The 23,874-nt window shown below is 60.2% G+C and carries 23 protein-coding genes and 2 pseudogenes; 7 read left to right on the plus strand and 18 right to left on the minus strand.

The window, feature by feature from the left end; translation table 11 throughout:
• Positions 1 to 38: 38 nt before the first annotated feature.
• The 3 genes from ACP7D9_RS10045 to ACP7D9_RS10055 all read right to left on the minus strand — a co-directional run bounded on the left by ACP7D9_RS10045 (position 39) and on the right by ACP7D9_RS10055 (position 2,581).
• A complete protein-coding gene (locus tag ACP7D9_RS10045) occupies positions 39 to 965 on the minus strand; it encodes a LysR family transcriptional regulator (RefSeq protein ID WP_426157117.1) in 927 nt (308 codons plus the stop codon).
• On the minus strand, positions 962 to 1,936 hold the full coding sequence (locus ACP7D9_RS10050) for a quinone oxidoreductase family protein (protein ID WP_426157119.1): 975 nt from the start codon (positions 1,934 to 1,936) through the stop codon (positions 962 to 964). Before ACP7D9_RS10050 ends, ACP7D9_RS10045 begins: the two co-directional genes overlap by 4 nt.
• 153 nt (positions 1,937 to 2,089) lie before the next feature.
• Positions 2,090 to 2,581, minus strand: a complete 492-nt coding sequence (locus tag ACP7D9_RS10055; RefSeq protein ID WP_426157121.1) for an anti-virulence regulator CigR family protein — start codon at positions 2,579 to 2,581, stop codon at positions 2,090 to 2,092.
• 129 nt (positions 2,582 to 2,710) lie between these two features.
• Here ACP7D9_RS10055 and ACP7D9_RS10060 point away from each other — a divergent pair, with 129 nt between their 5' ends.
• A complete protein-coding gene (locus ACP7D9_RS10060; RefSeq protein ID WP_426157123.1) occupies positions 2,711 to 2,869 on the plus strand; it encodes a DUF2986 domain-containing protein in 159 nt (52 codons plus the stop codon).
• 1 nt (position 2,870) lies between these two features.
• Here ACP7D9_RS10060 and ACP7D9_RS10065 read toward each other — a convergent pair whose 3' ends face one another.
• Positions 2,871 to 4,082: an MFS transporter gene (locus tag ACP7D9_RS10065; RefSeq protein ID WP_426157125.1), complete on the minus strand. Its 1,212-nt coding sequence runs from the start codon at positions 4,080 to 4,082 to the stop codon at positions 2,871 to 2,873.
• Positions 4,083 to 4,213: 131 nt separating this feature from the next.
• Here ACP7D9_RS10065 and ACP7D9_RS10070 point away from each other — a divergent pair, with 131 nt between their 5' ends.
• Together ACP7D9_RS10070 and ACP7D9_RS10075 are read left to right on the plus strand one after the other, a co-directional pair.
• Positions 4,214 to 5,107 carry a LysR family transcriptional regulator gene (locus ACP7D9_RS10070; RefSeq protein WP_312998560.1) on the plus strand — a complete coding sequence of 298 codons (894 nt, stop codon included), beginning with the start codon at positions 4,214 to 4,216 and terminating at the stop codon, positions 5,105 to 5,107.
• 439 nt (positions 5,108 to 5,546) lie between these two features.
• On the plus strand, positions 5,547 to 6,653 hold the full coding sequence (locus tag ACP7D9_RS10075; RefSeq protein WP_426157127.1) for a M28 family peptidase: 1,107 nt from the start codon (positions 5,547 to 5,549) through the stop codon (positions 6,651 to 6,653).
• A gap of 52 nt (positions 6,654 to 6,705) precedes the next feature.
• On the opposite strand, the gene ACP7D9_RS10080 is transcribed toward ACP7D9_RS10075, so the two are convergent.
• The 3 genes from ACP7D9_RS10080 to ACP7D9_RS10090 are packed head-to-tail and all read right to left on the minus strand — an operon-like array spanning position 6,706 to position 8,593.
• Positions 6,706 to 7,518 carry a DUF3618 domain-containing protein gene (locus ACP7D9_RS10080; protein ID WP_426157129.1) on the minus strand — a complete coding sequence of 271 codons (813 nt, stop codon included), beginning with the start codon at positions 7,516 to 7,518 and terminating at the stop codon, positions 6,706 to 6,708.
• A complete protein-coding gene (locus tag ACP7D9_RS10085) occupies positions 7,515 to 7,943 on the minus strand; it encodes a phage holin family protein (RefSeq protein WP_101162531.1) in 429 nt (142 codons plus the stop codon). The genes ACP7D9_RS10080 and ACP7D9_RS10085 overlap by 4 nt, the downstream gene beginning before the upstream one ends.
• Entirely contained in the window at positions 7,943 to 8,593 is a 651-nt protein-coding gene (locus tag ACP7D9_RS10090; protein WP_426157131.1) for a hypothetical protein, read from the minus strand. The genes ACP7D9_RS10085 and ACP7D9_RS10090 overlap by 1 nt, the downstream gene beginning before the upstream one ends.
• 299 nt (positions 8,594 to 8,892) lie before the next feature.
• Between ACP7D9_RS10090 and ACP7D9_RS10095 the strand changes: the two genes are divergently transcribed.
• Positions 8,893 to 10,749 (plus strand): ABC transporter ATP-binding protein, encoded by a 1,857-nt coding sequence (locus ACP7D9_RS10095; RefSeq protein ID WP_426157133.1) that lies wholly within the window; start codon positions 8,893 to 8,895, stop codon positions 10,747 to 10,749.
• A gap of 39 nt (positions 10,750 to 10,788) precedes the next feature.
• Here the strand turns inward: ACP7D9_RS10095 and ACP7D9_RS10100 are convergent.
• The 7 genes and pseudogenes from ACP7D9_RS10100 to ACP7D9_RS10130 all read right to left on the minus strand — a co-directional run.
• Positions 10,789 to 11,935: pseudogene (locus ACP7D9_RS10100) on the minus strand (ATP-binding protein).
• Between the two features lie 179 nt (positions 11,936 to 12,114).
• Positions 12,115 to 12,456, minus strand: a complete 342-nt coding sequence (locus tag ACP7D9_RS10105; protein WP_426157135.1) for an antibiotic biosynthesis monooxygenase family protein — start codon at positions 12,454 to 12,456, stop codon at positions 12,115 to 12,117.
• A 16-nt stretch (positions 12,457 to 12,472) separates the two neighbouring features.
• Positions 12,473 to 13,447 carry a zinc-dependent alcohol dehydrogenase family protein gene (locus ACP7D9_RS10110; RefSeq protein WP_426157137.1) on the minus strand — a complete coding sequence of 325 codons (975 nt, stop codon included), beginning with the start codon at positions 13,445 to 13,447 and terminating at the stop codon, positions 12,473 to 12,475.
• Positions 13,448 to 13,510: 63 nt separating this feature from the next.
• On the minus strand, positions 13,511 to 13,813 hold the full coding sequence (locus ACP7D9_RS10115) for an ArsR/SmtB family transcription factor (protein WP_024012559.1): 303 nt from the start codon (positions 13,811 to 13,813) through the stop codon (positions 13,511 to 13,513).
• 57 nt (positions 13,814 to 13,870) lie between these two features.
• Positions 13,871 to 15,454: an EAL domain-containing protein gene (locus tag ACP7D9_RS10120; protein WP_426157139.1), complete on the minus strand. Its 1,584-nt coding sequence runs from the start codon at positions 15,452 to 15,454 to the stop codon at positions 13,871 to 13,873.
• A gap of 155 nt (positions 15,455 to 15,609) precedes the next feature.
• Positions 15,610 to 17,250 (minus strand): sensor domain-containing diguanylate cyclase, encoded by a 1,641-nt coding sequence (locus ACP7D9_RS10125; protein ID WP_426157387.1) that lies wholly within the window; start codon positions 17,248 to 17,250, stop codon positions 15,610 to 15,612.
• A 337-nt stretch (positions 17,251 to 17,587) separates the two neighbouring features.
• A pseudogene (locus tag ACP7D9_RS10130) lies at positions 17,588 to 17,770 on the minus strand (NADP oxidoreductase); the annotation flags it as partial.
• 162 nt (positions 17,771 to 17,932) lie between these two features.
• On the opposite strand from ACP7D9_RS10130, the gene ACP7D9_RS10135 reads away from it, so the two are divergent.
• On the plus strand, positions 17,933 to 18,892 hold the full coding sequence (locus ACP7D9_RS10135) for an EamA family transporter (RefSeq protein ID WP_426157141.1): 960 nt from the start codon (positions 17,933 to 17,935) through the stop codon (positions 18,890 to 18,892).
• A 91-nt stretch (positions 18,893 to 18,983) separates the two neighbouring features.
• Here the strand turns inward: ACP7D9_RS10135 and ACP7D9_RS10140 are convergent, their stop codons facing one another.
• On the minus strand, positions 18,984 to 19,343 hold the full coding sequence (locus ACP7D9_RS10140) for a DUF6124 family protein (RefSeq protein ID WP_426157143.1): 360 nt from the start codon (positions 19,341 to 19,343) through the stop codon (positions 18,984 to 18,986).
• Positions 19,344 to 19,829: 486 nt separating this feature from the next.
• Positions 19,830 to 20,396, minus strand: coding sequence for a nucleotidyltransferase family protein (locus ACP7D9_RS10145; RefSeq protein ID WP_101162704.1), 567 nt, complete (start codon positions 20,394 to 20,396; stop codon positions 19,830 to 19,832).
• A gap of 429 nt (positions 20,397 to 20,825) precedes the next feature.
• Here ACP7D9_RS10145 and ACP7D9_RS10150 point away from each other — a divergent pair, with 429 nt between their 5' ends.
• Positions 20,826 to 21,074, plus strand: a complete 249-nt coding sequence (locus ACP7D9_RS10150; protein ID WP_101162552.1) for a DUF6555 family protein — start codon at positions 20,826 to 20,828, stop codon at positions 21,072 to 21,074.
• Between the two features lie 14 nt (positions 21,075 to 21,088).
• On the opposite strand, the gene ACP7D9_RS10155 is transcribed toward ACP7D9_RS10150, so the two are convergent.
• Positions 21,089 to 21,805, minus strand: coding sequence for a class I SAM-dependent methyltransferase (locus ACP7D9_RS10155; RefSeq protein ID WP_426157145.1), 717 nt, complete (start codon positions 21,803 to 21,805; stop codon positions 21,089 to 21,091).
• A gap of 157 nt (positions 21,806 to 21,962) precedes the next feature.
• Positions 21,963 to 22,451, minus strand: a complete 489-nt coding sequence (gene bkdR / locus ACP7D9_RS10160) for a Bkd operon transcriptional regulator BkdR (protein WP_039762201.1) — start codon at positions 22,449 to 22,451, stop codon at positions 21,963 to 21,965.
• Positions 22,452 to 22,637: 186 nt separating this feature from the next.
• On the opposite strand from bkdR, the gene ACP7D9_RS10165 reads away from it, so the two are divergent.
• The gene (locus ACP7D9_RS10165; protein WP_101162558.1) at positions 22,638 to 23,873 is read left to right on the plus strand and encodes a 3-methyl-2-oxobutanoate dehydrogenase (2-methylpropanoyl-transferring) subunit alpha; all 1,236 of its coding nucleotides are present in this window, start codon (positions 22,638 to 22,640) and stop codon (positions 23,871 to 23,873) included.
• Position 23,874: the final 1 nt, after the last annotated feature.

Consider the following 23,874-nt stretch of genomic DNA (forward strand, 5'->3'; position numbering starts at 1 on the left):
CCCACAGGGACGGTGGTGACAGCAAATGCTGGTTTTGCTCAGAGGGCCCAGGGTGGCCCGAGCTCGAATTTCGCTTCAATCCACTCCTTGAACGCCACCACTGCCGCTGCCGGGAACCGCGACGACGGCCTGATCAGATAAACGCCGCCCGCCGAATCCAGATGCCAGTCAGGCAGCACGCGAATCAACCGTCCGGCCGCCAGATCGCGGCTCATCAGCCAGTCGCCGGCACCCAGTATGCCGGCGTCGGCCCGGGCTGCTGCGAGTAGGGATTCGCTGTCGCTGGCGGTCAGGTTGCCGTGTGGCGTGATGGTTTGCAGTTCATCGCCGCGATGCAGGCGCCACAACGGGAACGATGCCAGCCCGCTGAAGCGCAGGCAATTGTGCTGCAGCAGGTCGTGCGGCGTTTTCGGCATGCCGTGGGCCTCGATGTAGGCTGGCGATGCGCAGAGAATCCGTCGATGGTCACTGAGCTTTTTCGCGATCAGCCGATTGTCGTCCAGCTCGCCGATACGGATGGCCGCGTCGAAGCCCTGCTCGATGATATCGACGAGGCCTTCGCTGTAATCGGCGACCAGCGAGACGTGCGGATGCGCCTTGAGAAATTGCGGCAGCAACGGCCCCAGCCACAACCGCCCCATCGCCGCCGGCAAAGCCAGGCGCAAGGTGCCGCGCACTTCGCTGGCCCCCTGCACCGCTTGCTGTTGCGCCTCGTTCATCAGTTCGACGGCCGCGCGCAAACGTTGTTCGAGTTGCAGGCCAGCCTCGGTGATGCGCACGTGCCGTGTCGAGCGCTCTACCAGCCGCACACCCAAACGTTTTTCCATCGCCGCCAGGCGCTTGGAAACGATGGTCGGATGACGCTGCAACAAGCGGCCCGCCGCGACAAACGAGCCTTGCGCGGCGACGGCGAGAAAGGCTGCGATCTCATCGCTGTGCGGATTGCTCAGAACATCCAGATTCATGGTTTTAGAATGATCGCCCCTGATGATCGCCCCGATTCGAGATCGGCATGCGCTAGTGCCGCGTCGGCCAATGCATAACGCGCGCGGATTTGCGGCGTGATGATACCGGCGGCAACAGCGGCCAGCACGTCTTGCGCACGCTCCTGATATTCGGCTGTCGTGGCGGTATGTGCGGCCAGCGATGGACGGGTCAGGAACAGCGAGCCCTTGGCATTGAGCGTGGCCATTTCTACCGCTGCCGGCGCCCCGGTCTGTGCACCGAACGAAACCATCAGTCCGCGTGGGCGCAAGCTGTCCAGCGAGGCTTGAAAAGACACCCGGCCAATCGGGTCATACACCACATCGACCTTGCGCCCCTCGGTGATACGCAACACATCGGCGGCGAGGGTTTCGGCGTCGAATACCAGCACGTCGTCACAGCCCGACGCGCGAGCCTTGTCAACGCTGGCCTGTTTCGACACCACGCCGATCACTGTCGCACCAAGGTGTCTGGCCCACGGCACCATGATCTCCCCAAGCCCGCCGGCCACGCCATAAAGCAGCATCGTCGTGCCTGGCCCGACGGGATAAGTCGCCTTCAGCAGGTATTGTGCAGTGATGCCTTTGAACAACACCGCCGCCGCGTCTTCGAACGACAACTCATCGGGGATTTTCACCAGACGCTCTGCCGGGAACAGCCGCGCCGACGCGTAGCCGCCCAAAGGTCCAGTGGCATAGGCGACTCGATCACCCACGCGTACATTGCTCACACCGGCGCCGACAGCCGCCACCCGACCGGCGCCCTCAAGCCCCAGCCCCGAGGGCAATGCAACCGGCACCGCACCTTTGCGCTGGGTCACATCGAGGTAATTGACACCAATCGCCTCTTGCTCCAGCCAGACCTCGTCGGTGCCGGGGGACTGCTCGTTGACTGTTTGCAACGCCAGGACGTTCGGAGCGCCCGTTTCGGTCAAGCGAATTGCGCTGGTCATGCTCATCTCCTTTCAGTCATTAAGCGTTGATCGGAGTCTGAAAGCTCAACGCTCGACGAACAAGGCAGGCTGAATGCAGTTCATTACTGCACCTGATGCAGCTATGCAGACACAAAAAAGGAGCGACACTTGCTGCCACTCCTTACGGGTAGATCAATCGAACGCGCCGTTAAGTACCTCGTAAATCAGCCCGGTAGCCAGCGCAACGAGGATCAGATCGGTGCCCACCTGTTGCCATTCATAGCCGTCATAGTGGGGCAAATGGCCGAGCAGACGCCCGTCCAGCTTCTTGGCGATACCCGGAGGCAGCGGTTTGCCCCGCGCCAGATTCTTTTGAATGCCCGGCGGCAGTGGCGGCCCCGGATTCCAGTATTCGCCGCGATAACCGCCGACGATGCCAAGAATATTGCCGTGATCAACACTGGGTCCCCCACCGCGATTACCGGAGGATGGCTGGCCTTTGTTGCCGTTGCCTTGACCGCTTCCACCCTGTTTCCCGTGGTCCTGCATGTTCTGCGGTTTGCCCTTGCCGTTGCCTTGGCCGCCTTGTCCCTTGCCATTGCCGGGGTCGGCCAGTGCCGTCGTGCTGCCGATTACAAGCGCGAGGCAAGACAACGCGACAATCAATTTGCGAGCTTTTCTCATGTGCGATTCCTTCGGTTGGGGGGATGCTCTTGAGTATGGGGGAATGTGCTCAGCTTAGTGGATTTCTTCTTGCTGACCACTCGGCCTTGCTTCAGGATTCCCACCCTCTCCACCCGCGATCGAAAAGTCATGAACCGTCAAAAGAAGCTGCAGCAGTTGTTCAAGGAAAAGGCTAAAAAGGCCAACGCCAAACTGGCGCCGAAAAAGCCCAAGTACATTTGCAAGGCCGATCGCCTGAAGCTGGAAGCAGACGCCGCGCAGGCGGCGGTCGAACACACCGAAAGCTGAATCAGCCTTTCTGTCGCGACGTCAGCCAGGTCATCAACGCCGCCAGCACGAGCAACACTGCGCTGGCGAGAAACGTCAGCCGATAACCGCTGCCGTCGAACAGCAGACCGCCAACGGTAGAACCCGCAGCAATCGACAACTGCACTACCGCAACCATCAGCCCTCCGCCCGCTTCGGCATCGTCGGGCAACGTGCGTGCCAGCCACGACCACCAGCCCACCGGCGCCGCCGTCGCGATCACCCCCCACAAACCCAGCAACACGAACGTCGCGATCAGCGAGCTGCCCAGCCCGATCAGCGCCACCGCAATCATCGCCATCAGCAGTGGAATGGCGATCACCACTCTGTACAGGCCTGACTTCAGCACCGACCCAATGATCACGGTGCCGATAAACCCGGCCACACCAATGGCCAGCAGCATCATCGACAGCAGCGAAACATCGACCCGGGTTACGTTTTCCAGAAAGGGTCGCAGGTACGTGAACAGAACAAACTGGCCCATGAAGAACAGGCCGGCGCTAACCATGCCCAACGCCACCCGGCGGCTTTTGAACAAAGCAAAGACATTGCCTGCGCTGGCCTTGCGCGGCGCAGCGGGAAGCGCGGGCAAGCTGATCCACTGCCAGAGCAGCGCAATCAACGCCACTGGAATCAGGCAAAAGAACGCACCGCGCCAGCCAATCACACTGCCCAGATAACTGCCCAGCGGTGCCGCCACAACGGTCGCCAGTGCATTGCCGCCGTTAAAAATGGCCAGCGCCTTGGGCACGCTGGCGGATGGCACCAGACGCATGGCCAGCGCCGCCGACATCGACCAGAAGCCGCCAATGACCACGCCGATCAATGCGCGACCGATCATGTACACCGTGTAATTGGGCGCCAGGCCGACCACCAGACCGGACGCGCACATCAGCGCCGTCAACAGCAGCAACAGGCGCTTGCGATCCATCGAGCCGGCGAGCCTGGTGATCGTCAGGCTGGTCAGCACCGCGAACGCGCCGGAGATGGCGATGCCATAGCCGGCCAAGCCTTCGCTGATGTGCAAGTCCGTGGCCATTGGCGTGAGCAGACTGACCGGCATGAACTCGGAGGCGATCAGGGCGAAGACACACAAGGTCATCGCGAACACGCCGCTCCAATACGCCGGTTGTTCGCCAGTTGCAGATACGCCCATGGCCTGGGCCGTCGGGTTATCGATTGCTTGAGCCGTCATGCGAAAACCTGTCTTGAAGAAGAAATCATCGAGGCATTTGTACCCCGCTACTCAGGCTGCAAAGCTTGACGGATCGGGCCTAACTTGATTAGTAGCGATAATCTTCATGTGCTTTTGAGAAAAATTCAGCAATGAGTAACGGCAAAATCAATGACCTGCAGGCGTTTCTGGCGGTGGCCCAGGAGCAGAGCTTCACCAAAGCCGCCGCCCGCCTCGGCGTTACGCCGTCCGCGCTGAGTCATACGGTCCGCGCGCTGGAGCAGCGTCTGGGTATCCGCTTGCTCGCTCGTACGACGCGCAATGTCTCACCCACCGAGGCAGGCGATCGCTTGATGCATTCTATTGCGCCGCTGTTGGAGCAGATCAGCGCCGAGCTTGAGGCCCTCGGTGAACTTCGCGACAAGCCCAGCGGCACCATCCGCATTTCCTGCACGGACGATCAGATTGAATTGTGCATCCGGCCGATGCTTGCGCAGTTTTTGCAGGACTATCCAGACATCATCCTGGAGTTTTACGTCGATTACGGATTTACCAATGTGGTCAAGGAACGCTTCGATGCTGGCATCCGTCTCGGCGAGTCGATCAGCAAGGACATGATCGCCGTGCGCATCGGTCCGGACTGGCGCCTGGCCGTGGTCGCTTCGCCCGAATACTTCGCCCGCCACACGGCGCCCTCCACGCCGCATCAGTTGATGGAGCACACCTGCGTCAACATCCGCCACCAACCAGCCGGCGCGATTTACGCCTGGGAGTTCGCGCACAAGGGTCAGGATTTCAGCGTGAAGGTCGACGGGCAATTGGTGTTCAACAGCATCATGCATGTGCTCAATGCCGCCGTAGATGGCATCGGCGTGGCCTACGTGCCCGAGCAACTGGTCGCGCCGTATCTGGCCGACGGGCGACTGGTGGAGGTGTTAAGCGACTGGTGCCCGACCTTTCAGGGCTATCACCTGTATTACCCGAACAGGCGCCAGGGCTCGGCGGCGTTTGCGGCTTTCGTCGAAGCGCTGAAGTACAACCGCTGACACCAATATGCGCCGAGCCCAACACCGATTTACTGTGGAAGTGAGCTCCCGGTAAACGCAGGATCCAATCCAGTTTTCAGCGCAAACGAAACCCCTGTGGGAGTGGGCTTGCCCGCGAAGGCGTTGGCACATTCAGCATCATCATTGCCTGATGCACCGCATTCGCGAGCAAGCCCGCTCCCACATTGGTCCGGAGGCGAATCGACCATCTTCAGCGCAACCAAGATCCCTGTGGGAGTGGGCTTGCCCGCGAAGGCGTTGGCACATTCAGCATCATCATTGCCAGACACTCCGCTTTCGCGAGCAAGCTCGCTTCCACAATATTCGAGATCAAATCAAGAATCTTCGTCGTATTCCGATGTGAATTTTCCTGCCGATCTGCCCCCTAAAACTCTGAACGGGCGATACACGTTCGTCGATGTAAGGAGGGTCAGCACGCATGTCGGATAACCAGGCGCCTTCGCCGCGCAATACTCAGCAATCCACCCAGACGCTATTGAGCCGTTTGCTCATGGCGCGCGGCCCCGGCGGTCAGGAAGACGAAGTCAGAGCGATCTGTCTGGAAGAATTGCAGCGCCATTGCGATAAGGTCTGGACCGACCGGGCCGGCAATGTCATCGGCCTGCGCAAGGGCCGCGAACCCGATCCAGACGGGCAGCACGCCGTGCGCATCATGGGCCACATGGATGAGATCGCCATGGTGGTCAAACGCGTCGAGCCGGACGGCACGTTGCGGGTGGTGGCTTTGGGCGGCGCCAATCCGGTGAATTTCGGTGTCTGCCCGGTGGACATTCTTGGTGACGCGCAAACGCTGCCCGGTGTGCTGTCGTTCGGTTCGATGCACGCGACGGCAGGCTCGCCACAGGGCCAGGATGTGATGAGCGGCGCTGTCGAGTGGAAAGACGTGCACATCATCACCCGCCATGATCAGCAGACTTTGCAAGCCATGGGCGTGCGGCCCGGCACGCGCGTTGTGCTCAGCCAGCATTGGCGTACGCCGTTCCGGGTGGGTGACGCCACCGCTGCGCACTTTCTCGATGACCGCGCGCCAGTCGTCGCCATGCTCCTCGCTGCCGAGCAACTCAAGCACAGCCCCATCGAATTGCGGCACGACACCTACTTCGTCTTCACCACGCTTGAGGAAGAAAGCAACGCCGGCGCGATGTATGCCGCCGCGCACGTGCCCGGTGACACCACGATTGCCGTGGAAGTCGGCCCGGTGATGAGTGAATACGCAACGCGATTGAGTGTCGACCCGATCATCGATACCGGCGACCAGAAAGGCTATTACTCGCGCGGCGTGGTTATGGCTTTGGCCGACGCGGCCAAGCGTTGCGGCTTCGATCCGCAGTTTGCCCTGCTGCTGGATTTCGCCTCCGACGCCAGTGCGGTCATGAGCTCAGGCATCAGCGCCCAGGCCGGCTGCATTGCGATCCCGACGGAAAATACCCACGGTTTCGAGCTGGTGGTCGACGGCGCGATTGAGGCGTGTGCGCAGACGTTGGTGGAGTATCTGCAAGGCCTGCAGAACGAAGCATCGACCTGACCGTTGCGCAACAAAACGGGAGGCCATTACAGGCCTCCCTGGTTTCTCACCTTCACGAAGTGCCCAGACCCTGCGACAGATCCGAAGACGACGGCCGCGCTGGATCGGTCTTGGTTTCAACCCCGGTTTGCTCGGTGGTTCGGGTCACCGTGTCGCGCACCGCATCGTAGCCCTCCTGGGCTTTCTGTTTGGCTTTGTCGACCATCCCGGCGCTGGTGCGGCCCATGTAGCGCTGTTCAGTGGAGGTCGTCGGTAACGCCGCACCGAGCAAGGCCCCCAAGGCGACCCCGGCAGCAGCGACCATCAGCGGCTGCTCTTTGAGCATGTGGCTGAATTGCTGCCCGAGCACTTGCGAATTGCGCGACAACCGATCGCCGGCGTCATGCATCGCATGGCTCAGATTTTCCCTGGCGGCCCCGACGTTGTCACCGAGGTGGCTGGCCTTGCCTTTGAGCGACTGATAGCCGCCCTTCAGCGAGTCAGTGGTGGAGTGCAGATGGGCACGAGCGCTGTCGATGCCGTCCGCCAAACCATCGGCCCATTCACCAGCCTTGTCCTGATCCGGTCCGCTGCGATAGGTCGGTTGCGGCACGGGTGGGCGATTCTGGCTCATCATCAGCCAGAGCAGCCCCACGGAGGTCAGCACCGCCGGCACCGGATTATTGCGCACGCTGGTGCCCAGGTTAGTGAAGAACGTCGAGCCATTGCTCTGCATCATTCCCCAGGCCTGATCGATCATCTGCCCGGGGGTAAACTTGCTTTCCAGTTGATCGACGATATTGCCGATGCTCGCGCGTTGCGCATCGATTTCGCGCTCGATCTGCTCCGGACTTTTTTCCGCTTCGATATCCAGTTCGCTTTTCATGAGACTTTCCTCCGCAGCGCTTCCTGATCCTTGTTCAAGGCGTCGAGGGTGCGATCAGGTTTGAAGTGAGACGGCTCGAATTGTTTCTTCCCGGATTGCAGCATGGCGAAGCCGATGATCATCACCACCACGCCAACGATCAGCGCGGCCAGCCACGGCGCCATGAACAGGCTCAGGCCGTACACGGCCGACATCAGCAGAATGATGAAGCCGGCGAGGAACACAATGGCGCCGCCGGCAACCGCACCGATGCCTGCCTTCAGCGTGCTGAGGCTGTTCTGCAATTCGGCTTTGGCGAGTGCCAGTTCCTTGGTGAACAACGCCGGGACCTCGCGAGACAGTTGCCGCAACAGGCCGACCACCGAAGCGTCATCCGTTTGGCCAAGGGGCCTTGCCCCGCTCAGATCAGATTCATCTCTGTTCATCACAGTTCTCCTTTGGTGTCGGGTGCATGCGGTACGGAAGCTCCCGCAAAATCAGCGGGGTGATCATGTTCATCGGGTGAAGTCGGGGTGATGCCGGTGGCCAGTCCCGGATTGGCCTGGCTCGATGGCGGCATTGACGATTCATAGGGCCGCTGCGCGCCGTAATCGGCTGACGGTGGCGTCGATGTCGTGCCCTGCGCCGGATCGTGTTCGGCGCTGACCGTCGCCGCCGCAGCCGTGCCTGCCTTGAGAAACCGCGACAGGCCGAAGCCGATGGCAATGCTGCCGGCGATAAACAAGCCCGGGTTGCTGCGCGCCAGATCCGCTGCATCGTGCAGCAGCTGTTCGGCACTCTTGCCGCGCAGATTGCCCGCCAGTCCGGTCATGGAATCCGCCATGTCAGTCAAGTAATCGGACATGCCCAGCGTGTCCTTGTCCTGCAGTTCCAAGACGAAACTTTTAGCCCCTTGCGCCAAGGCTTCGATCTGCTCGGCCGCCGTATCGCGATACTGGCCGAACTGCGCGTCGGCCTGTTGCCGCGCACCGCCCAGCGCTTCATTGACGTCGTCCTTCAAATGTTCAAAACCCTGTCCAGGCTTGCTGTTCGGATCACCTGATTCAAAGCCTGCCCTGCTGTCTGAAGTGTTCATGTGGCCCCTCGCGTTCTGACTGGAAACGGAAAAAACGGAGCTACACGGCAACATTGCCTCGAGCCCCCACATAGAAAAGGACGGAGCAGCTTGCGCGAGAGTTCAAAGAGGTTGATGAGCGTGCAACGTCTGGCCTGGATCACCGACGAAAGGTTGCGCCTGGCGAGATTGCGTTGAGCTTCTGCGCCTGGCCGCGGTCAAGACAAGGCACTAGCATTTATTTGGAACACGACGCTGAAACCCGCAACAACGCTGATAGATGGCAGAATCCCCACACCCTGATCACTTCGGAGACCGCAATGCTTCGCCTGTTTGAAGAAAGGCTCGACCCCTTCCCGCCCGACGAGGCGCCGCCACCGCCAGTCGGCCTGATGCGTTTTTTGTGGGCCTGCACCCGGGGTGCGCGCGGTTACATCCTCGCCTTCGCCCTGCTCAGCGCCAGCGTGTCGATCTACGAGGCGTGGCTGTTTTCCTTCCTCGGGCAAGTGGTGGATCTGCTCTCGACCTGGCAATCGGGCGGCGCCGCGAGTGATGAGGAAAGCCGTGTGCTGTGGGGTATCGGCATTGTGCTGGTAGTCAGCATCGGGCTGGTGGCGCTGCGCACGATGGTTCAGCACCAGATCCTGGCGATCAATTTGCCGCTGCGCCTGCGTTGGGACTTTCACCGGTTGATGCTGCGGCAAAGCCTGTCGTTCTTCTCCGACGAGTTTTCCGGGCGAGTCACCACCAAAGTGATGCAGACCGCGCTGTCGGTTCGCGAGGTCTTGTTCACCCTGATCGAAATCCTCCCCGGTATCGGCGTGTACTTCATCGCGATCATTGCGCTGGCCGGTGGCTTTGCGCTGAAACTGATGCTGCCGTTTCTGGCGTGGATCGTTTTGTTCGGGCTGGCGATGGTGTATTTCGTGCCGCGTCTGGGCAAGGTCGGCCAGGAGCAGGCCGATGCACGCTCCTCGATGACCGGACGGATTGCCGACGCCTACACCAACATCACCACAGTCAAACTGTTCTCGCACTCCAAGCGTGAAGCGCACTTTGCCCGAGCGGCGATGGAAGATTTCAAGCTCACCGGATTCCGTCAGATGCGGCTGGTCAGCCAGTTTGAAATCGTCAATCAGGCGCTGGTGGTCGCGTTGATTCTGGGTGCCGGCGGCTACGCATTGTGGCTGTGGCATCAGGGCGAAGTCGGCACCGGCGCCGTCGCGGCGATCACCGCCATGGCGTTACGCATCAATGGCATGTCGCACTGGATCATGTGGCAGATGACTTCGCTGTTCGAAAACATCGGCACCGTCCAGGATGGCATGGCTACCCTGACCAGCGGCCCGAAAGTCCAGGACGCGCCGGATGCCAAAGTGCTGGAGCCTGCCGGCGGCGAAGTGGTATTCGACAATGTCAGCTTCAACTACAACGGTGAACGCCAGGTGCTCGACGGCTTGACGCTGCACATTCGCCCCGGCGAGAAAATCGGCCTGGTCGGCCGCTCCGGTGCAGGCAAGTCGACGCTGATCAACCTGCTGCTGCGCTTCTATGACGTTGATCGCGGCGAAATCCGCATCGATGGGCAGAACATCGCCGAGGTCACCCAGGACAGCCTGCGCAGCGCGATTGGCATGGTCACCCAGGACACGTCGCTGTTGCACCGTTCGATCCGCGACAACATCGCCTACGGTCGCCCGGACGCTACCGACGAAGACATCCACCGCGCGGCGGTGAACGCCCAGGCAGACGGGTTCATCAGCCAGTTGAGCGACAAGCAGGGCCACAGCGGTTACGACACGCTGGTCGGCGAACGCGGCATCAAGCTCTCGGGCGGGCAGCGCCAACGCATCGCCATCGCCCGGGTGATGCTGAAAAACGCGCCGATCCTGCTGCTCGACGAAGCCACCAGCGCGCTGGACTCGGAAGTCGAAGTGGCGATCCAGGAAAGCCTGGATGAAATGATGCAGGGCAAAACCGTGATCGCCATCGCCCACCGCTTGTCGACCATTGCGGCGATGGACCGGCTGATCGTCATGGACGAAGGCCGCATCATCGAACAAGGCACCCACGCGCAACTGCTCGAGAAGAACGGCACCTATGCGCGACTGTGGCAGCACCAGAGCGGCGGGTTCCTCGGTGAAGATCGCGGTTTGGTTGAGGTGATGGAGGAGTGATCAGGCTGGAGGGCCGGGGCCGGCTCTCCATCGATTGGCCTAGATGGTGACGGGGCTTTCGGCATCAATCGGAAGCTTTACGCGAAACACGGTTCCGCCTTCCAGGTCAGAGCTGACCTCGATGGAGCCGGCATGCGAGGCGACGATTTCCGCGGCGATGAACAGGCCCAGCCCGAGCCCGGCAACCGGCCCGTGATCAACTACGGAGCGCTGTGAGAAGCGCCCCATCGGGTTGAAGATGAACGGCAACACGTCTTCTGGAATCGGCTCGCCGCCGTTGTGCACTGTGAACACCGCGAAATCCTCCTGAACTTCCAGCGCAACCGAAACCGGAAACTGATTATCGCCGTGGGTCACCGCATTGCTGATGATGTTGGAAAACACCTGCTCCATTCTGGCGCCATCGAACGCTCCCATCACCGCTTCCTTTGCATCGAACCGCACGTTGGCCTGCGGATGAAAGGCGCGGATTTCCTCGATCACCCGCTCGCACACAGGGCTGAGATCGATCAGGGATTTTTTCACCGGAATCCCCCGGCCCCATCTGGCAGCGCGTCAGATCCAGCAGGTCGCCCACGATCTGGCTGGCGCGCTGCACGCTGGCGTAGATCTGCCTGGCCACTTTGCTGGTGCGCGGGTCGGTGGCTTCGGTACGACGCAACATATCCGCACCGAGCAGAATCGCCCCCAGCGGCGTGCGCAAGTCATGGCCGAGAATCCCCAGAAACCCATTGCGCGACGCCTCGACGGCGCGCGAGTAGCTGGCAATCGACTCGGCGAGCGCCTGATCGATGGCTTCGTGAAAGCGTGTCATGTCGTCGACATTCACTGATTTGCCATCTTTGACCTGACGCAGCCACTGGCTCAGCACACCGGTGCGCAGCGCGCGGTATTCCGACACCATCTGATCGATGGTAAAACCGGCCATCAGCCGCGTCACCGCGTGTGTTTCCGCAGCCGTTTCTTCATCGTCGCGCGGCGCTTGGCCCTGGGCTTTGGCGATTTGTTCGCTCATGGTCTGCTTGGTCCGCAGATCGATCACGATGGCGCGCAACATCTGCTCGGCGTGATCGCGCAGCGCGACGTTATCGAGCTCCACCCCCGGCGTCTCGATGGTGCGGGCGAAATCTTCCCAGGCCTGCAGGATCGGCTCTAGGTTTTCGAGAATGAAATCTGGCAGGCGCATGGCTGTAATCCATAGAGGAAATCCATCTGCGCCGACAGGCGCGCCGGCGCAGACAGTAAAAGAACAAACTCAGGAGTACAGAAGGTACGGCTGACCTCGTGCAGCCTAACATCATTGCAGTGGTTCAACGCGGGAGGAAAATCGGCAACAGCCGCTTGTGACAAAAGCCATCAGAACACTTAACTCCCTGTGCTTGAGCTGCTACCCGCAACGCTCAAGTCGCCGCCCGGAAAAGCACCACCCTCAATGTGGTAGACCTTCGGCTCTGCGGAGAAATATTCCGCCAGCCCCAGCATGAAGCGCTGATGGTCGTCACTCTCTTCAAACCCCGGCGAGTGATCCTCAAGTGAGCGCCAGCGCACGATCAAATTGAACTGTTCGGGCGTTTCAATACCCTGCGCCAGCAAGTGGCCGCCGTAGCCTTTGGCGCGAGTGAGCAACGGTTCGACTTCGGCAAATGCCCTTCGGAAGGCTTCAGTCTGTTGTGGGTGAACGGGCAGCACAGCGATCTCGTAAACCATGATGTTTCTCCAAAGTTCAGACGATGAGCGAAGGCTCGACGGCGATGGCGATTTTTCCCAGCAGACCGTTGTTGGCGCTTTCCAGTCGGGCATGGGCGAGCGGGATGTCGGCGAGCGAGTACACCGCGCCAACGTGGGGCCGCAACTGGCCGCGCTCGATCAACGCGCTCAGTTCATCAAGCTTGCCGCGGTTCTGGCGGGTGAAGACGAAGTGATAGCTGGCGTTCTTGCCCCAGGCCTGGACAAGGTTTTGTGGCTGCGCAATGTCGACGATCGAGACGACGCGGCCAAGCTGGGCGAGCGCGTCGGCGCTGCGGGACAGGGTATCGCCGCCGATGGTGTCGAACACCACATCGACGCCATGCCCGGCAGTTTCGCGCATGATCGCTTCGACGTAGTCCTCCTGGGTGTAATCGATCACCACATCAGCGCCCAGGCTGCGGACGAACTCGGCGTTGGCCTCGCGCACGGTGGTGAACACTCTGGCGCCCATGGCCTTGGCCACCTGAATCGCCACATGACCGACCCCACCCGCGCCGCCATGGATCAGAATGCTCTCGCCCACGCGGAGCACGGCGCGCACGGTCAGCGCTTCCCACACAGTACCGCCGACCAGACTCAGACTGGCCGCCTCCAGGTGACTCAGCGAGGCAGGCTTTCTGGCGATGATGCTTTCGGCCGCGACGTGGTACTCGGCATAACTGCCCTGCCCGTCGAATATCTGCGGGGTGTACCAGACTTCGTCGCCCGGCGCGAAAGCGCTGACGCCCGGCCCGATGGCTTCAACCACGCCCGACACGTCGTGACCGGTAATGGCCGGCAGCGGCACCAGATCGGGATAGTCACCGCGCCTAACCTGATAATCCAGCGGATTGATGGAAGTGGCGTGCACTCGGACCAGCACTTGGCCCGCTTGCGGAACCGGTTTGGGCACATCGTTGAGTTCGAACGAATCAGGACCGCCGAAGGATTTCAAAATCATCGCTTTCATGGCAAAACCTCGTATCGATAAAGAGGGATATCGAGAATTCTCGATATCCTAGAGTAAAAAAAATTACAGCTCTTTCCCTATGATCTCTGCAAGCGCGCTGATAGCAGCCTCATTGCGTTTGTAGTAGGTCCATTGACCGATGCGTCGCACTTCAACCAGCCCCACGCGCTGCAACGTGGCCAGGTAACTCGACACCGTCGACTGCGACAGGCCGATACCTTCCTGGATGCTGCTGACGCAGACGCCCTCAACAAGCACATCACCCTCATCCTGCGGGGGGAAGTTCTTGACGGGATCCTTCAGGCCTTCAAGGATCTTGAGGCGCGTCGGGTTCGAGAGGGCTTTGAAGATTTCGATCAGTTCCATGCGCCGAGGATATCGAGATTCTTCGATATGTCAATGCAGTTTTTCAGTGTGTTTTTATCAGGAAGCAATCGGAGCCTGGGCAATGCTTGCGTCGGTGCGAGGCCGACTGTCCAGACAGTGCTGTTTGAACTGTGCGCATTCCATGGCTTTCGCGAACAGCCATCCCTGTGCATATCGCACCTGGCTGGCGCGCAGCAATTCGAGCTGCGCCGGAGTCTCAACGCCTTCAGCGACCAGTGTCAGCCGCAACGCGTGGCCCATCTGGATGACGTGAGTGACCAGCAGGGTCTTCTCCTCTGCTTCGCTGATCTGGTCAACGAAGGATCGGTCGATCTTGAGCACGTCCAGCGGTAATTGCTGCAGGTATTGCAAGCTCGAATAGCCGGTGCCGAAGTCATCCAGCGCGACAACAAACCCGGCGCTTCGCGCGCGCTCCAGCGTGATTTTCGCGCACGCCAGGTCGACGAGGCTGCGTTCTGTCACTTCGAGCCATATCTGCGCGGGCTGCACGTCGAGGCGACGGCTTTCATCCAACAAAATGGGTATCAGTCGCCCAGAACTCACGTCGGCCGCAGCGAGATTCAAGGCCACGTGCAACGAACGATCACTGGCGAGCATGGCGCCAAGGTCTGCGAATACGCGATGGAGCACTTGATCAGTGATCGCTTCAATCAATCCGCTGGATTCGGCCAGTGGAATGAACATGTCCGGATAGACCAGCATGCCGTTGGGTTTTTGCCAGCGAACCAAGGCTTCAGCGCCGATGCAGCGTTGGGTTTCAATTTCAATGATCGGCTGATAATGAACTACGAATTCCTGTCGCCGCACCGCGCGCTCCAGTGCGGCCAGCGGAGACAGCTTGCGACGCCACCAGCGCAGGCTCGCGAAGACCAGGCCTGTGGTGATGGCAAGACCGATCGGCAGCAGATAAAGAACGTGTCGCCCGAGGCTGCGCAACAGTTGCTGTCGGGGAATTGCGGCAATTACGGTGAAGTTGCCTTGGGCCACCAGAGTGTAGAGGAAGCCGTCCTTCAGGCCGTGCGTAGGCCCCTCATGCACCAAGGCGAGGAAACTCGCCATGTTCGGGTCCGCCGGGCCGAGCAAGCGGCCCTGACGTGTGCCGACGGCCAGCCTGACGCCTTCATCCAGTACGACTTCGCGAAACTGTTCCGGGTCGACCAGCACGTTGAACGCAGCGAACTGCAAGGCCAGCATCGGCTTGATCAGATCGTTGTCATCGTGCGCATCGATGGATACCTTCACCCCGTCGTCAGTGACGAAATCCTCCGCCCACTGCTTCGAACGAGGCGGCGTGGCGCCCCATGACGTGCAGGCAAACACATCCTCTTCGTAGCCCACCGTCTCGACCGAAAACGTATTCATGGCGATCATGCGCATCTGCTCGATGCCTTGTGGCGAGCAGGGTTCGAGGTCAGTGACGGCAATGCTTTTCAGTGCTTGGGAGGCTTGCGCGAATGTCTGTCTGGCGCGATCGTTGGCAATCGCGGCGAGTGTCTGAAGACGGTCATGGGCCGCGTAGATCGACAGCATCCAGCTTGCCGCGAAGGTCAAGCCCAACGGGACGATCACCGCAAGGACGGTCAGCAATATTCCCCGCTGCATGATCTTTGAACGCTTCATTTCACCGCCTGAATAAACTGGCCCGTGACGCGCCTTTGCGATGGCTGGACGGTCGCTTGATCGGCACCTGTTGCTGCTTTTAACGTGGATTCGAAGCAGAATCAACAACTCTGCCGATTAGTTGAAAGCCCCGTGACATGCATCAATTGGTTGTCTCATTCGCATGTGCCTGAGGGCAGCGACAGGTGCGACTCCACCCGGTTGCGTCCGCCCTGCTTGGCCCGGTACAGGCATTCGTCGGCTTTCTTGAGCACGATCTCTGCGGTGGTCGGCAAATGTTCACACGTGGCCACGCCGATCGAAGCGGTGATGTGCCCCACCGTCTCAATATCGCTGGTCGCAATGGCCTGACGAATCCGCTCAGCGATGACGCTGGCCGAGGCTACATCGGTTTCCGGCAAAATCAGCAGGAACTCCTCTCCCCCGGCCCGGCAGGCAAGGTCGCCGGTGCGAGAATGGGTTTTCAGTGTGTGTGCGACCTGCTTTATCGCCAGGTCGCCCTTGTCGTGGCCGAAGGTGTCGTTGACCCTTTTGAAATGGTCGATGTCCAGCGATAAGACCGAATAGGTCCGACCGGCGCGCTCAAGGCCGCGCAACTCTTCATCCATTGCCCTGCGATTGGCCAGTCCCGTCATCGGGTCGGTCAGCACCTGCTGGTTCAGGCGGCCCAGCTTCGCTTGCAACAACTGAACGCCGGCCAGCATCGCCTGGCGAATGGAAAACGCTTCTTGATACCAGGCTTTGACGTGGCGAAGTTGCTCAGTGGCCTGCGGCGCTGACAATTGCCGGGCAATACGCGAGAGCTGGTTGAGAGGGCGACAGACCAGCGAGGTGCCGAACCAGATCAGTACGAAGCCGATCAGAGCGGCAGGCACCATCCCTTCAAAAACATCGCGCATCAAGGTGTTCATGGGCGCCAGACTGACCTCGCGCGGCTGCTGCGCGACCACGGCCCAACCGGCGCCCGGCACTTGAGCGTACCCGGCCAGCATCGTCACGCCCTTGTAATTGCGCACGGTCATTGAACCGCTCTCGCCCCGTAACGCCGCATCCGCGGTTTTGCTCCAGCCCAGGGTGTCGCCAATGCGCGCCGCATCAGGGTGAAAAAGCAGTTGGCGGTCCTGATCGGTGACAAAGACGAAAGTACCTTCGTGCTGAAAATGACGGCTGATCAAGGTGTGCAGTGCGTTGTCTTCGCGCAGATAAACCGAGCCGCCGATGATGCCCACGTAACGCTCAGCTGCGTCGTAAACGGGCTGGGAGATAAACACCACAAGATTGCCGGCGCTCGATGGGTAGGCCGGGCTGATGAAAGGCCGCTGCGCCTCGATGGCCTTGCGAATGGCATCCGAGCTCAACGTCGAACCATTGATTTGCAGGGTGTCCGGGTACGCCTTCAGCACCTTGGCATTGCGATCGATAACGGCGATCGAGTTGAAATCGGCATCCTGTTTTTGCAGGCGCACCGCCTCGGCGCTCATCACATTCGCGTCACCCCAGGCCTTGCCCAATTCACTGGCGCTGTAACGCAGATGGTTCTGTGCCGAATGAATGAATTCGGAGAGGCTCGAAGCGACCTTTGCTGCATAGGCACTGTTAGATTGCAGCGCGTGGTCAATCAAGGCATCGCGCTGCACGCGGTAGGCAGTGACAAGGCTGTTGCCCAACGTCGCCAGAACAGACAGCAACACCAGAGACAAAATGAGCCCACGCAGGTTGAGAGCGACGGCGGGTTGCTTGGCAGCCAGCGTCTCTTCGCTGACTGATTCATGCGGGGTGTCCGTTCTGTCGATCATCGTCTGCCCTGACAGGTCTGTTTGGGAATGTGCTGCGCAAGCACCTGAGCGAGTATAAGCGCTTGCGCGAGACACGCCTGATCGAGCTCGAAATAAGGAAGTACCTGCCTGCTGCGTCTGGGCTTCAAGCCGGGTCCAGCAACACCCGCAACCGCACGATTTTCCCTTCACTGATTGTTGCCACATCAACGCCGCTGACGACTACCGGGCCTGCAGCCGGGCCTGCATGCCAGCGCAGGTAACCCAAGCCGTGTGCTGATTGCTATTTTGCGAATCTGAACCAGACATTATTGAATCCTCGATTGGTCGGTGAAGCCCGGTCGCCCGGGCTCAACGGTTAACCATGCTTGACCAGGTTCAAGGCCGGTAGCGGGCCGCCTGGGAACTGCGCAAGCAGACCCTGCTGCACACCGCCCAGATCGATGCCATAAAAACCCAACTGGTCAATCAGCTCTGCAACCCTGGCTTTGCTGGCGGCATCCTCACCGGAGTAAAACAGCACACGCTTGCCGCCCTCGGCAGTCATACGATCTCTGAAACCCAAGCATCGCCCAAGCCATGCCGACAGTATGGCCATTCGAGCTTGCCGCCCCTGCATGATTACGGTACAAATCACGAGGTTGTACGACAACATAATAAAAACCTGAGCCACCTCGAGTGGCTATCACTTTTGAGATCTGCCATGTCCCGCCCTGAATTCGCACCGACCGTACCGCCGCCCTTCCCCCGTTATCTCGCCGTGATCATTCTGTTGTGCATGGGTTGTGCGTTCGCCGGCAACCACGTCGCTGCCCGGGTGGCTTTTGATGATGGCGCGGGGGTGTTGCTGGCGATCCTGATGCGTTCCGGCGGGACCCTGCTGGTGCTCGCGATTATGGTGCTGTGGCAACGACAAAGCCTGCGTCTGCCGCCGGGCGCCTGGCATTGGCAATTGTTGTTGGGCCTGCTGATTACCGCGCAGAGCCTGTGCCTGTACTCTGCCGTCGCGCGGGTCCCGGTCGCTTTGGCGCTGCTGGTGGCCAACGTATTTCCGATCCTGCTGGCCTTGCTGACCTGGGCATTGGGCGGCCCGCGACCAAGCGCACGCACCGCGATGTTGATGGGCTTGATTCTCGTCGGGCTGGTGTTCGTTCTCGATGTCCCCGGACGACTTTCAGACAGCGCCAGCGTCGGCCCGGAATGGCTGCTGGGCGTCGCGCTCGCCTTCTGCGCTGCCAGCGTATTCGCCTGTGCGCTATGGATCACCGACCACAAGCTGTCGCAGGTGCGAGGCTCGGTGCGCAGCCTGCTGACCATCTTCATCGTCTTCAGCAGTGTCAATCTGGCCGGCCTGACCGGCGCCCTCCCCGGCGGACTCAACCTGCCCGCCACCTCGACCGGCTGGCTGGCCCTCGCCACGCTTGTCGTGCTGTACGGCACCGGTTTTATCGTCCTGTTCATTTCCGTACCCCGACTGGACATGCCGCGCAACGCGCCGGTGATGAACATTGAGCCATTGGCGACGTTATTGATGGGCTGGATCGTGCTGGATCAGATGCTCAGCCGAGGGCAGATCGTGGGCGGAGTGATCGTCGTAAGCGGGATTGTTTTGCTGACGTATCGCAAAGCGGCGGTGAAGGTTGAGGCGAAAGCTGGCGTATGAGGGTTGGCGGCGGTCGCGGAACGCTTCGCGGGTGAATCTCGCTTATCGCCGCCATCTCGATACTGGATTTTCGCCCTCGTCGCGATGTGGGTTATTGGGCGATTTCGACCTTATCCAAAGCCTGATTTACTGCGATTTCGCCGAGCATGACGACCTGGGCGATGCCTAGCAGGGTTTTGCGGCGCGGGTTGTGGAGCAGCGCGGCGAAGTCGTAGAGCATGGTGGTGGCCGAGCCGAGGGATTCGCTGGCGTTGGCCAGCAGGGATTCGGTGTCGTATGCCGGGTTGGCGAGGAACATCTGTTGCGGGGTGTTGGTGCTGGCCAGGATGCCCGCCGGGCCGAGGTAGTGATCGAGCGCACGTTCGGCAGCCTCGTTGAGCTTTTTCGAAGCACTGGATTGGTAAGGGGATGCGGGGTCGGTGGTTGGGGGATTGGGTGTGACTTTGAACATGGTGAAACTCCTGATTATTCGTCTGGAGCTGCCAACATCACTTGCAGATGATGGGTGGCAGCTGTGTGCGGGTCTGCAAGACCGGGAAATCAGGAACCCGGCAGACCCGAAGGTCTCCCGCACAAAGCCGCCATTGAGCGGACACGAACGAGTGTCCTTTGACGGGGCTATGCGACTGATTTCCGACGGGCTTGCAGACCCGATCACTGGTGAGCAGTGACAGGAATCAAGTTACGGCGGAAACGGCAGACGCACAAGCCGGCGGATTCTGGCGTAGTCGTAAGGAATGACGCAAGGTGTTGTAGCCGTTTGCTTGACGCCTGAGTAATTGTTTAAACGGGCTGAGTGTTCTCTATTTATTTGGTGATGAAGCGGCTGGCGCCATCGCGAGCAGGCGCGCTCCTTCAAGGGAATTGGAGGCAGACCCATAATCGCCCGGGTGCGCGCTAGCGTTCTCGCCAGCGTATTGACCTGAAGGTGGCGGCATCAACCCTGCGTTAGGAGCGTCAACTTCGGCCAGATCTTGAGCCATCTCTTCGATCGCACGCGCTCCAGAAACACCGCGTATTTATCACTTTCAAATCGAGCGGTCGGCCGCACGTTAAGCGCAAACAGATCCTCAAGCCCCAACGGCGCCGAAACCTCTATCGCCCCCCGCTGATCGAGCCTGACCCCAACCGCCGTCGCTGTTTCGGGCCAATGGGACATAGCGTCGGCAGACGATTCATAAGGTACATCGGCGTTTCGCTGGTGCATGCGTGCCTGGTTCTTCACCGACCACGAACCGTTCAGGCCGCTACACAACGTTGCAAGCTCGGCCTCCAAGGCTAAGTCCGTTTGCGCACTGATGGCTGCTTTGTCGAACCAGATGACATCAATGTCCTTGGGCAACGGCGAAGAAACGCGTTGATGCAAATGATCCCAAACCAGGCTGCGCACACATCCTGCGGCAACCCAGCTGTCCGGCAAGTTGACTTCCCTGACTGCGTGCAGGATGTGCATCCGGACGGGATCCTCGGCAATCAGATCCCGCAGTAGCGCTTCCAGATTCATCTTTTTCATTCCATTGATCATGGTTGCGAGAGCCTATCAGAGGTCTCGGTTCAGCGCCCCAACCGGCGCTCTGACCGCAACATCTTGACCGACAAGTTGCCGTCACATCGCCATCTATCTGGCCTTCCCGGCGGTAGGCCGAGTGGCGGTCAATGGCGATGCGTTTCGCTGGATTCCGGCAATCCGGGATGACTGATTGCACGCCTGAAAAAGCTTCGCCCGGCACTTGCCGGGCGCAGCTGCTGCGAGCGACCTGAAGTGTCTGCGCCGGCACTTATGCGTTGATCGTCGAGCAGGTTCTACGGCTCTTGAGGTTCCTCGAAAAACCGCGTTCCAGAGCGTTTCGTGTCGCTGATCATCCGGCCAGAAAATCCTTTGAATTTTTTTTGTCGGACAAAATCATTTATGTATGAGCGTAAGGAGGAACTCATGCGTAGCACCGATATTTTCGTCATCGAATACAAACATCACGACCGGCCAAAATCTTTCGTCATCCGCGCCAAAAGCATGCGCAATGCCGATGCCTGGCATTGGGCGAGCTGTGACGCCGGTATTGCGCCGATTCCAAAACCGGGCAAACCACCGTTGAAAGTTGTCTCCAAGCCTCAGGCCGAACGGTATGGCATTACCGACGTCAAGTGGCGCGAAACAGCGGCAGTGGACTGGACGGAGGCTTAGTTGAACTGTGCTGTTCAAGCGACCCGGCATGTCAGCCATGCGCCCCAGAACAGACTGCTGAAAAACCGCGTCATGTCACCGAACCCCGCGTTATGCAACAACGCCTGAACCGCCGCCTCCGAGTGCGGCGGATCAGCACCTTGCAAAATCTTCCCGAGTTTCGCCTGCACCTCCTCGGCCGTTGCGCCCTGCTGTCGCCAGCGCTGGCTCCACGCTTGCAGCAGCAACGGCTGACTGGCGTAAGCGTAATGATTGCCGGCCACAATCAACGGCGCCCCGGGTTTGAGCCGGGCGTGAATGGATCGCAAGATTTGCTGCTTTGCCGCGTCACCGCCCAGGTGATGAAGCACGCCGATCAGCGTGGCGGCATCGAAGGACGCGTCTGCCGGCAAGTCTTCGACATGGCCGAGATGTATTTGAGTTCTGTGCAACAGATCATTGCCGCGCAAGTACTCGGCTGCGGTCTCCAGCATCGGCTCGGAAGGATCCACTGCGGTGAATTCCCAGCCCGGCTCCAGCGCGGCCATGGCAATGATTTCCTGTGCAGTGCCGCCTGCGCCCACGACTAACACGCGTGCCGAACGCGACGGACCGAGGCTGGCGGCGAGCATGCAGGCGGACAAGTCGTGGCAGGCATCGTAGCCGGCCAGGGCAATGCGGCTCTGGCGGGCATACTCGTTGGCGCGCGAGGTGTCGAATTTGCCGGCGGCGTCAGCGGTGGGTTGAGTCATGGCGTTTCTCCGTGTCCTTGATGGCACGCTACGCGACGAGCGTAGAGAAGAAAAATCCAATGATTTCATGGGGGACATTCCGTTGAGGAATACGCCCGCCCCGCCGCGAAGACCCGACCCAACATGGCTCAGGCTCCCGCACCCAACTGCGGACAGATCAGGTACCCAGCGTCAAACCATTCGCGGGTAACGGCAACGCCGTCTTGTAGCGCACCTGCTTGAGCGCAAAGCTGGAACGAATGTTCGCCACCCCCGGCACCTTGGTCAGAAAATCCATCATGAAGCGTTCCAGCGACTGGATGCTCGGCACCAGCACGCGGATCAGATAATCGGGGTCGCCAGCCATCAGATAGCACTCCATGACCTCGGGGCGATCCGAGATCGCTTCCTCGAAATGCTGCAGCGCTTCTTCAACCTGTTTCTCCAGGCTGACGTGAATGAACACGTTGACGTGCAGCCCCAACAAGTCCGCGTCGAGCAGCGTCACCTGTTCACGAATCAGGCCCAATTCTTCCATTGCCTTGACCCGGTTGAAGCATGGCGTGGGCGACAGGTTCACCGAGCGGGCGAGGTCGGCGTTGGTGATGCGCGCGTTCTCCTGAAGGCTGTTGAGAATGCCGATATCGGTGCGGTCCAGTTTGCGCATGAGACAAAATTACCTGTTTTTTTATGCTTGTGCAGAATTTCTATCTGCAAATGGTCGCCAGCGCAACAAAACAGAGAGAAATATTCTTCTTAGCCGCGCCTATGATTGTTGTAGGACAAGATTTCCTCTACCCCGGAATGACTGCCAGCTCACTACAAGAAATTCACAAGATCGAGCGTAGAAGCCATGACCCAAGCGTATGAACCGCTGCGCCTGCACGTCCCTGAACCCTCGGGCCGTCCCGGCTGTAAAACCGATTTTTCCTACCTGCATCTGACCGACGCAGGCACGGTGCGCAAACCTCCCATCGACGTAGAACCTGCCGACACCGCCGACCTGGCGCGTGGCCTGATTCGCGTGCTCGACGATCAGGGTAATGCGCTCGGCCCGTGGGCTGAAAACGTGCCGGTCGAGATCCTGCGCAAAGGCATGCGCGCGATGCTCAAGACGCGCATTTACGACAACCGCATGGTCGTCGCGCAGCGCCAGAAAAAGATGTCGTTCTACATGCAGAGCCTTGGCGAAGAAGCCATTGGCAGCGCCCAGGCCCTTGCATTGAACATCGATGACATGTGCTTCCCGACCTACCGCCAGCAGAGCATTCTGATGGCCCGCGACGTTCCGCTGGTCGACCTGATTTGCCAGTTGCTGTCCAACGAGCGCGATCCGCTCAAGGGCCGGCAATTGCCGATCATGTACTCGGTCAAGGACGCCGGGTTCTTCACCATTTCCGGCAACCTCGCCACCCAATTCATTCAGGGCGTCGGCTGGGGCATGGCCTCGGCGATCAAGGGCGACACCAAAATCGCTTCAGCGTGGATCGGTGACGGCGCCACTGCCGAATCGGACTTCCACACCGCCCTTACCTTCGCTCACGTTTATCGCGCGCCAGTGATCCTCAACGTGGTCAACAACCAATGGGCGATTTCCACCTTCCAGGCCATTGCTGGCGGTGAAGCCACGACTTTCGCCGGACGCGGCGTTGGTTGCGGAATCGCCTCGCTGCGCGTCGATGGCAACGACTTCTACGCGGTCTATGCCGCTTCCGCCTGGGCTGCCGAACGCGCCCGCCGTAACCTCGGCCCGACCATGATCGAATGGGTCACCTACCGCGCCGGCCCGCACTCGACTTCCGACGATCCATCCAAATACCGCCCCGCCGATGACTGGAGCCACTTCCCTCTCGGCGATCCGATAGCGCGCCTGAAACAGCACCTGATCAAGGCCGGCCACTGGTCCGAAGAAGAGCACGCCGCCGTCAGCGCCGAGCTCGAAGCTGAAGTCATCGCTGCGCAGAAACAGGCCGAACAGTACGGCACCCTTGCCGGCGGGCAGATTCCGAGCGCCGCGACCATGTTCGAAGACGTCTACAAAGAGATGCCGGAGCACTTGAAGCGCCAGCGTCAGCAGTTGGGGATCTGAC

It is taken from the genome of Pseudomonas sp. TSRC2-2, from assembly GCF_049897785.1.
Taxonomy (GTDB): domain Bacteria; phylum Pseudomonadota; class Gammaproteobacteria; order Pseudomonadales; family Pseudomonadaceae; genus Aquipseudomonas.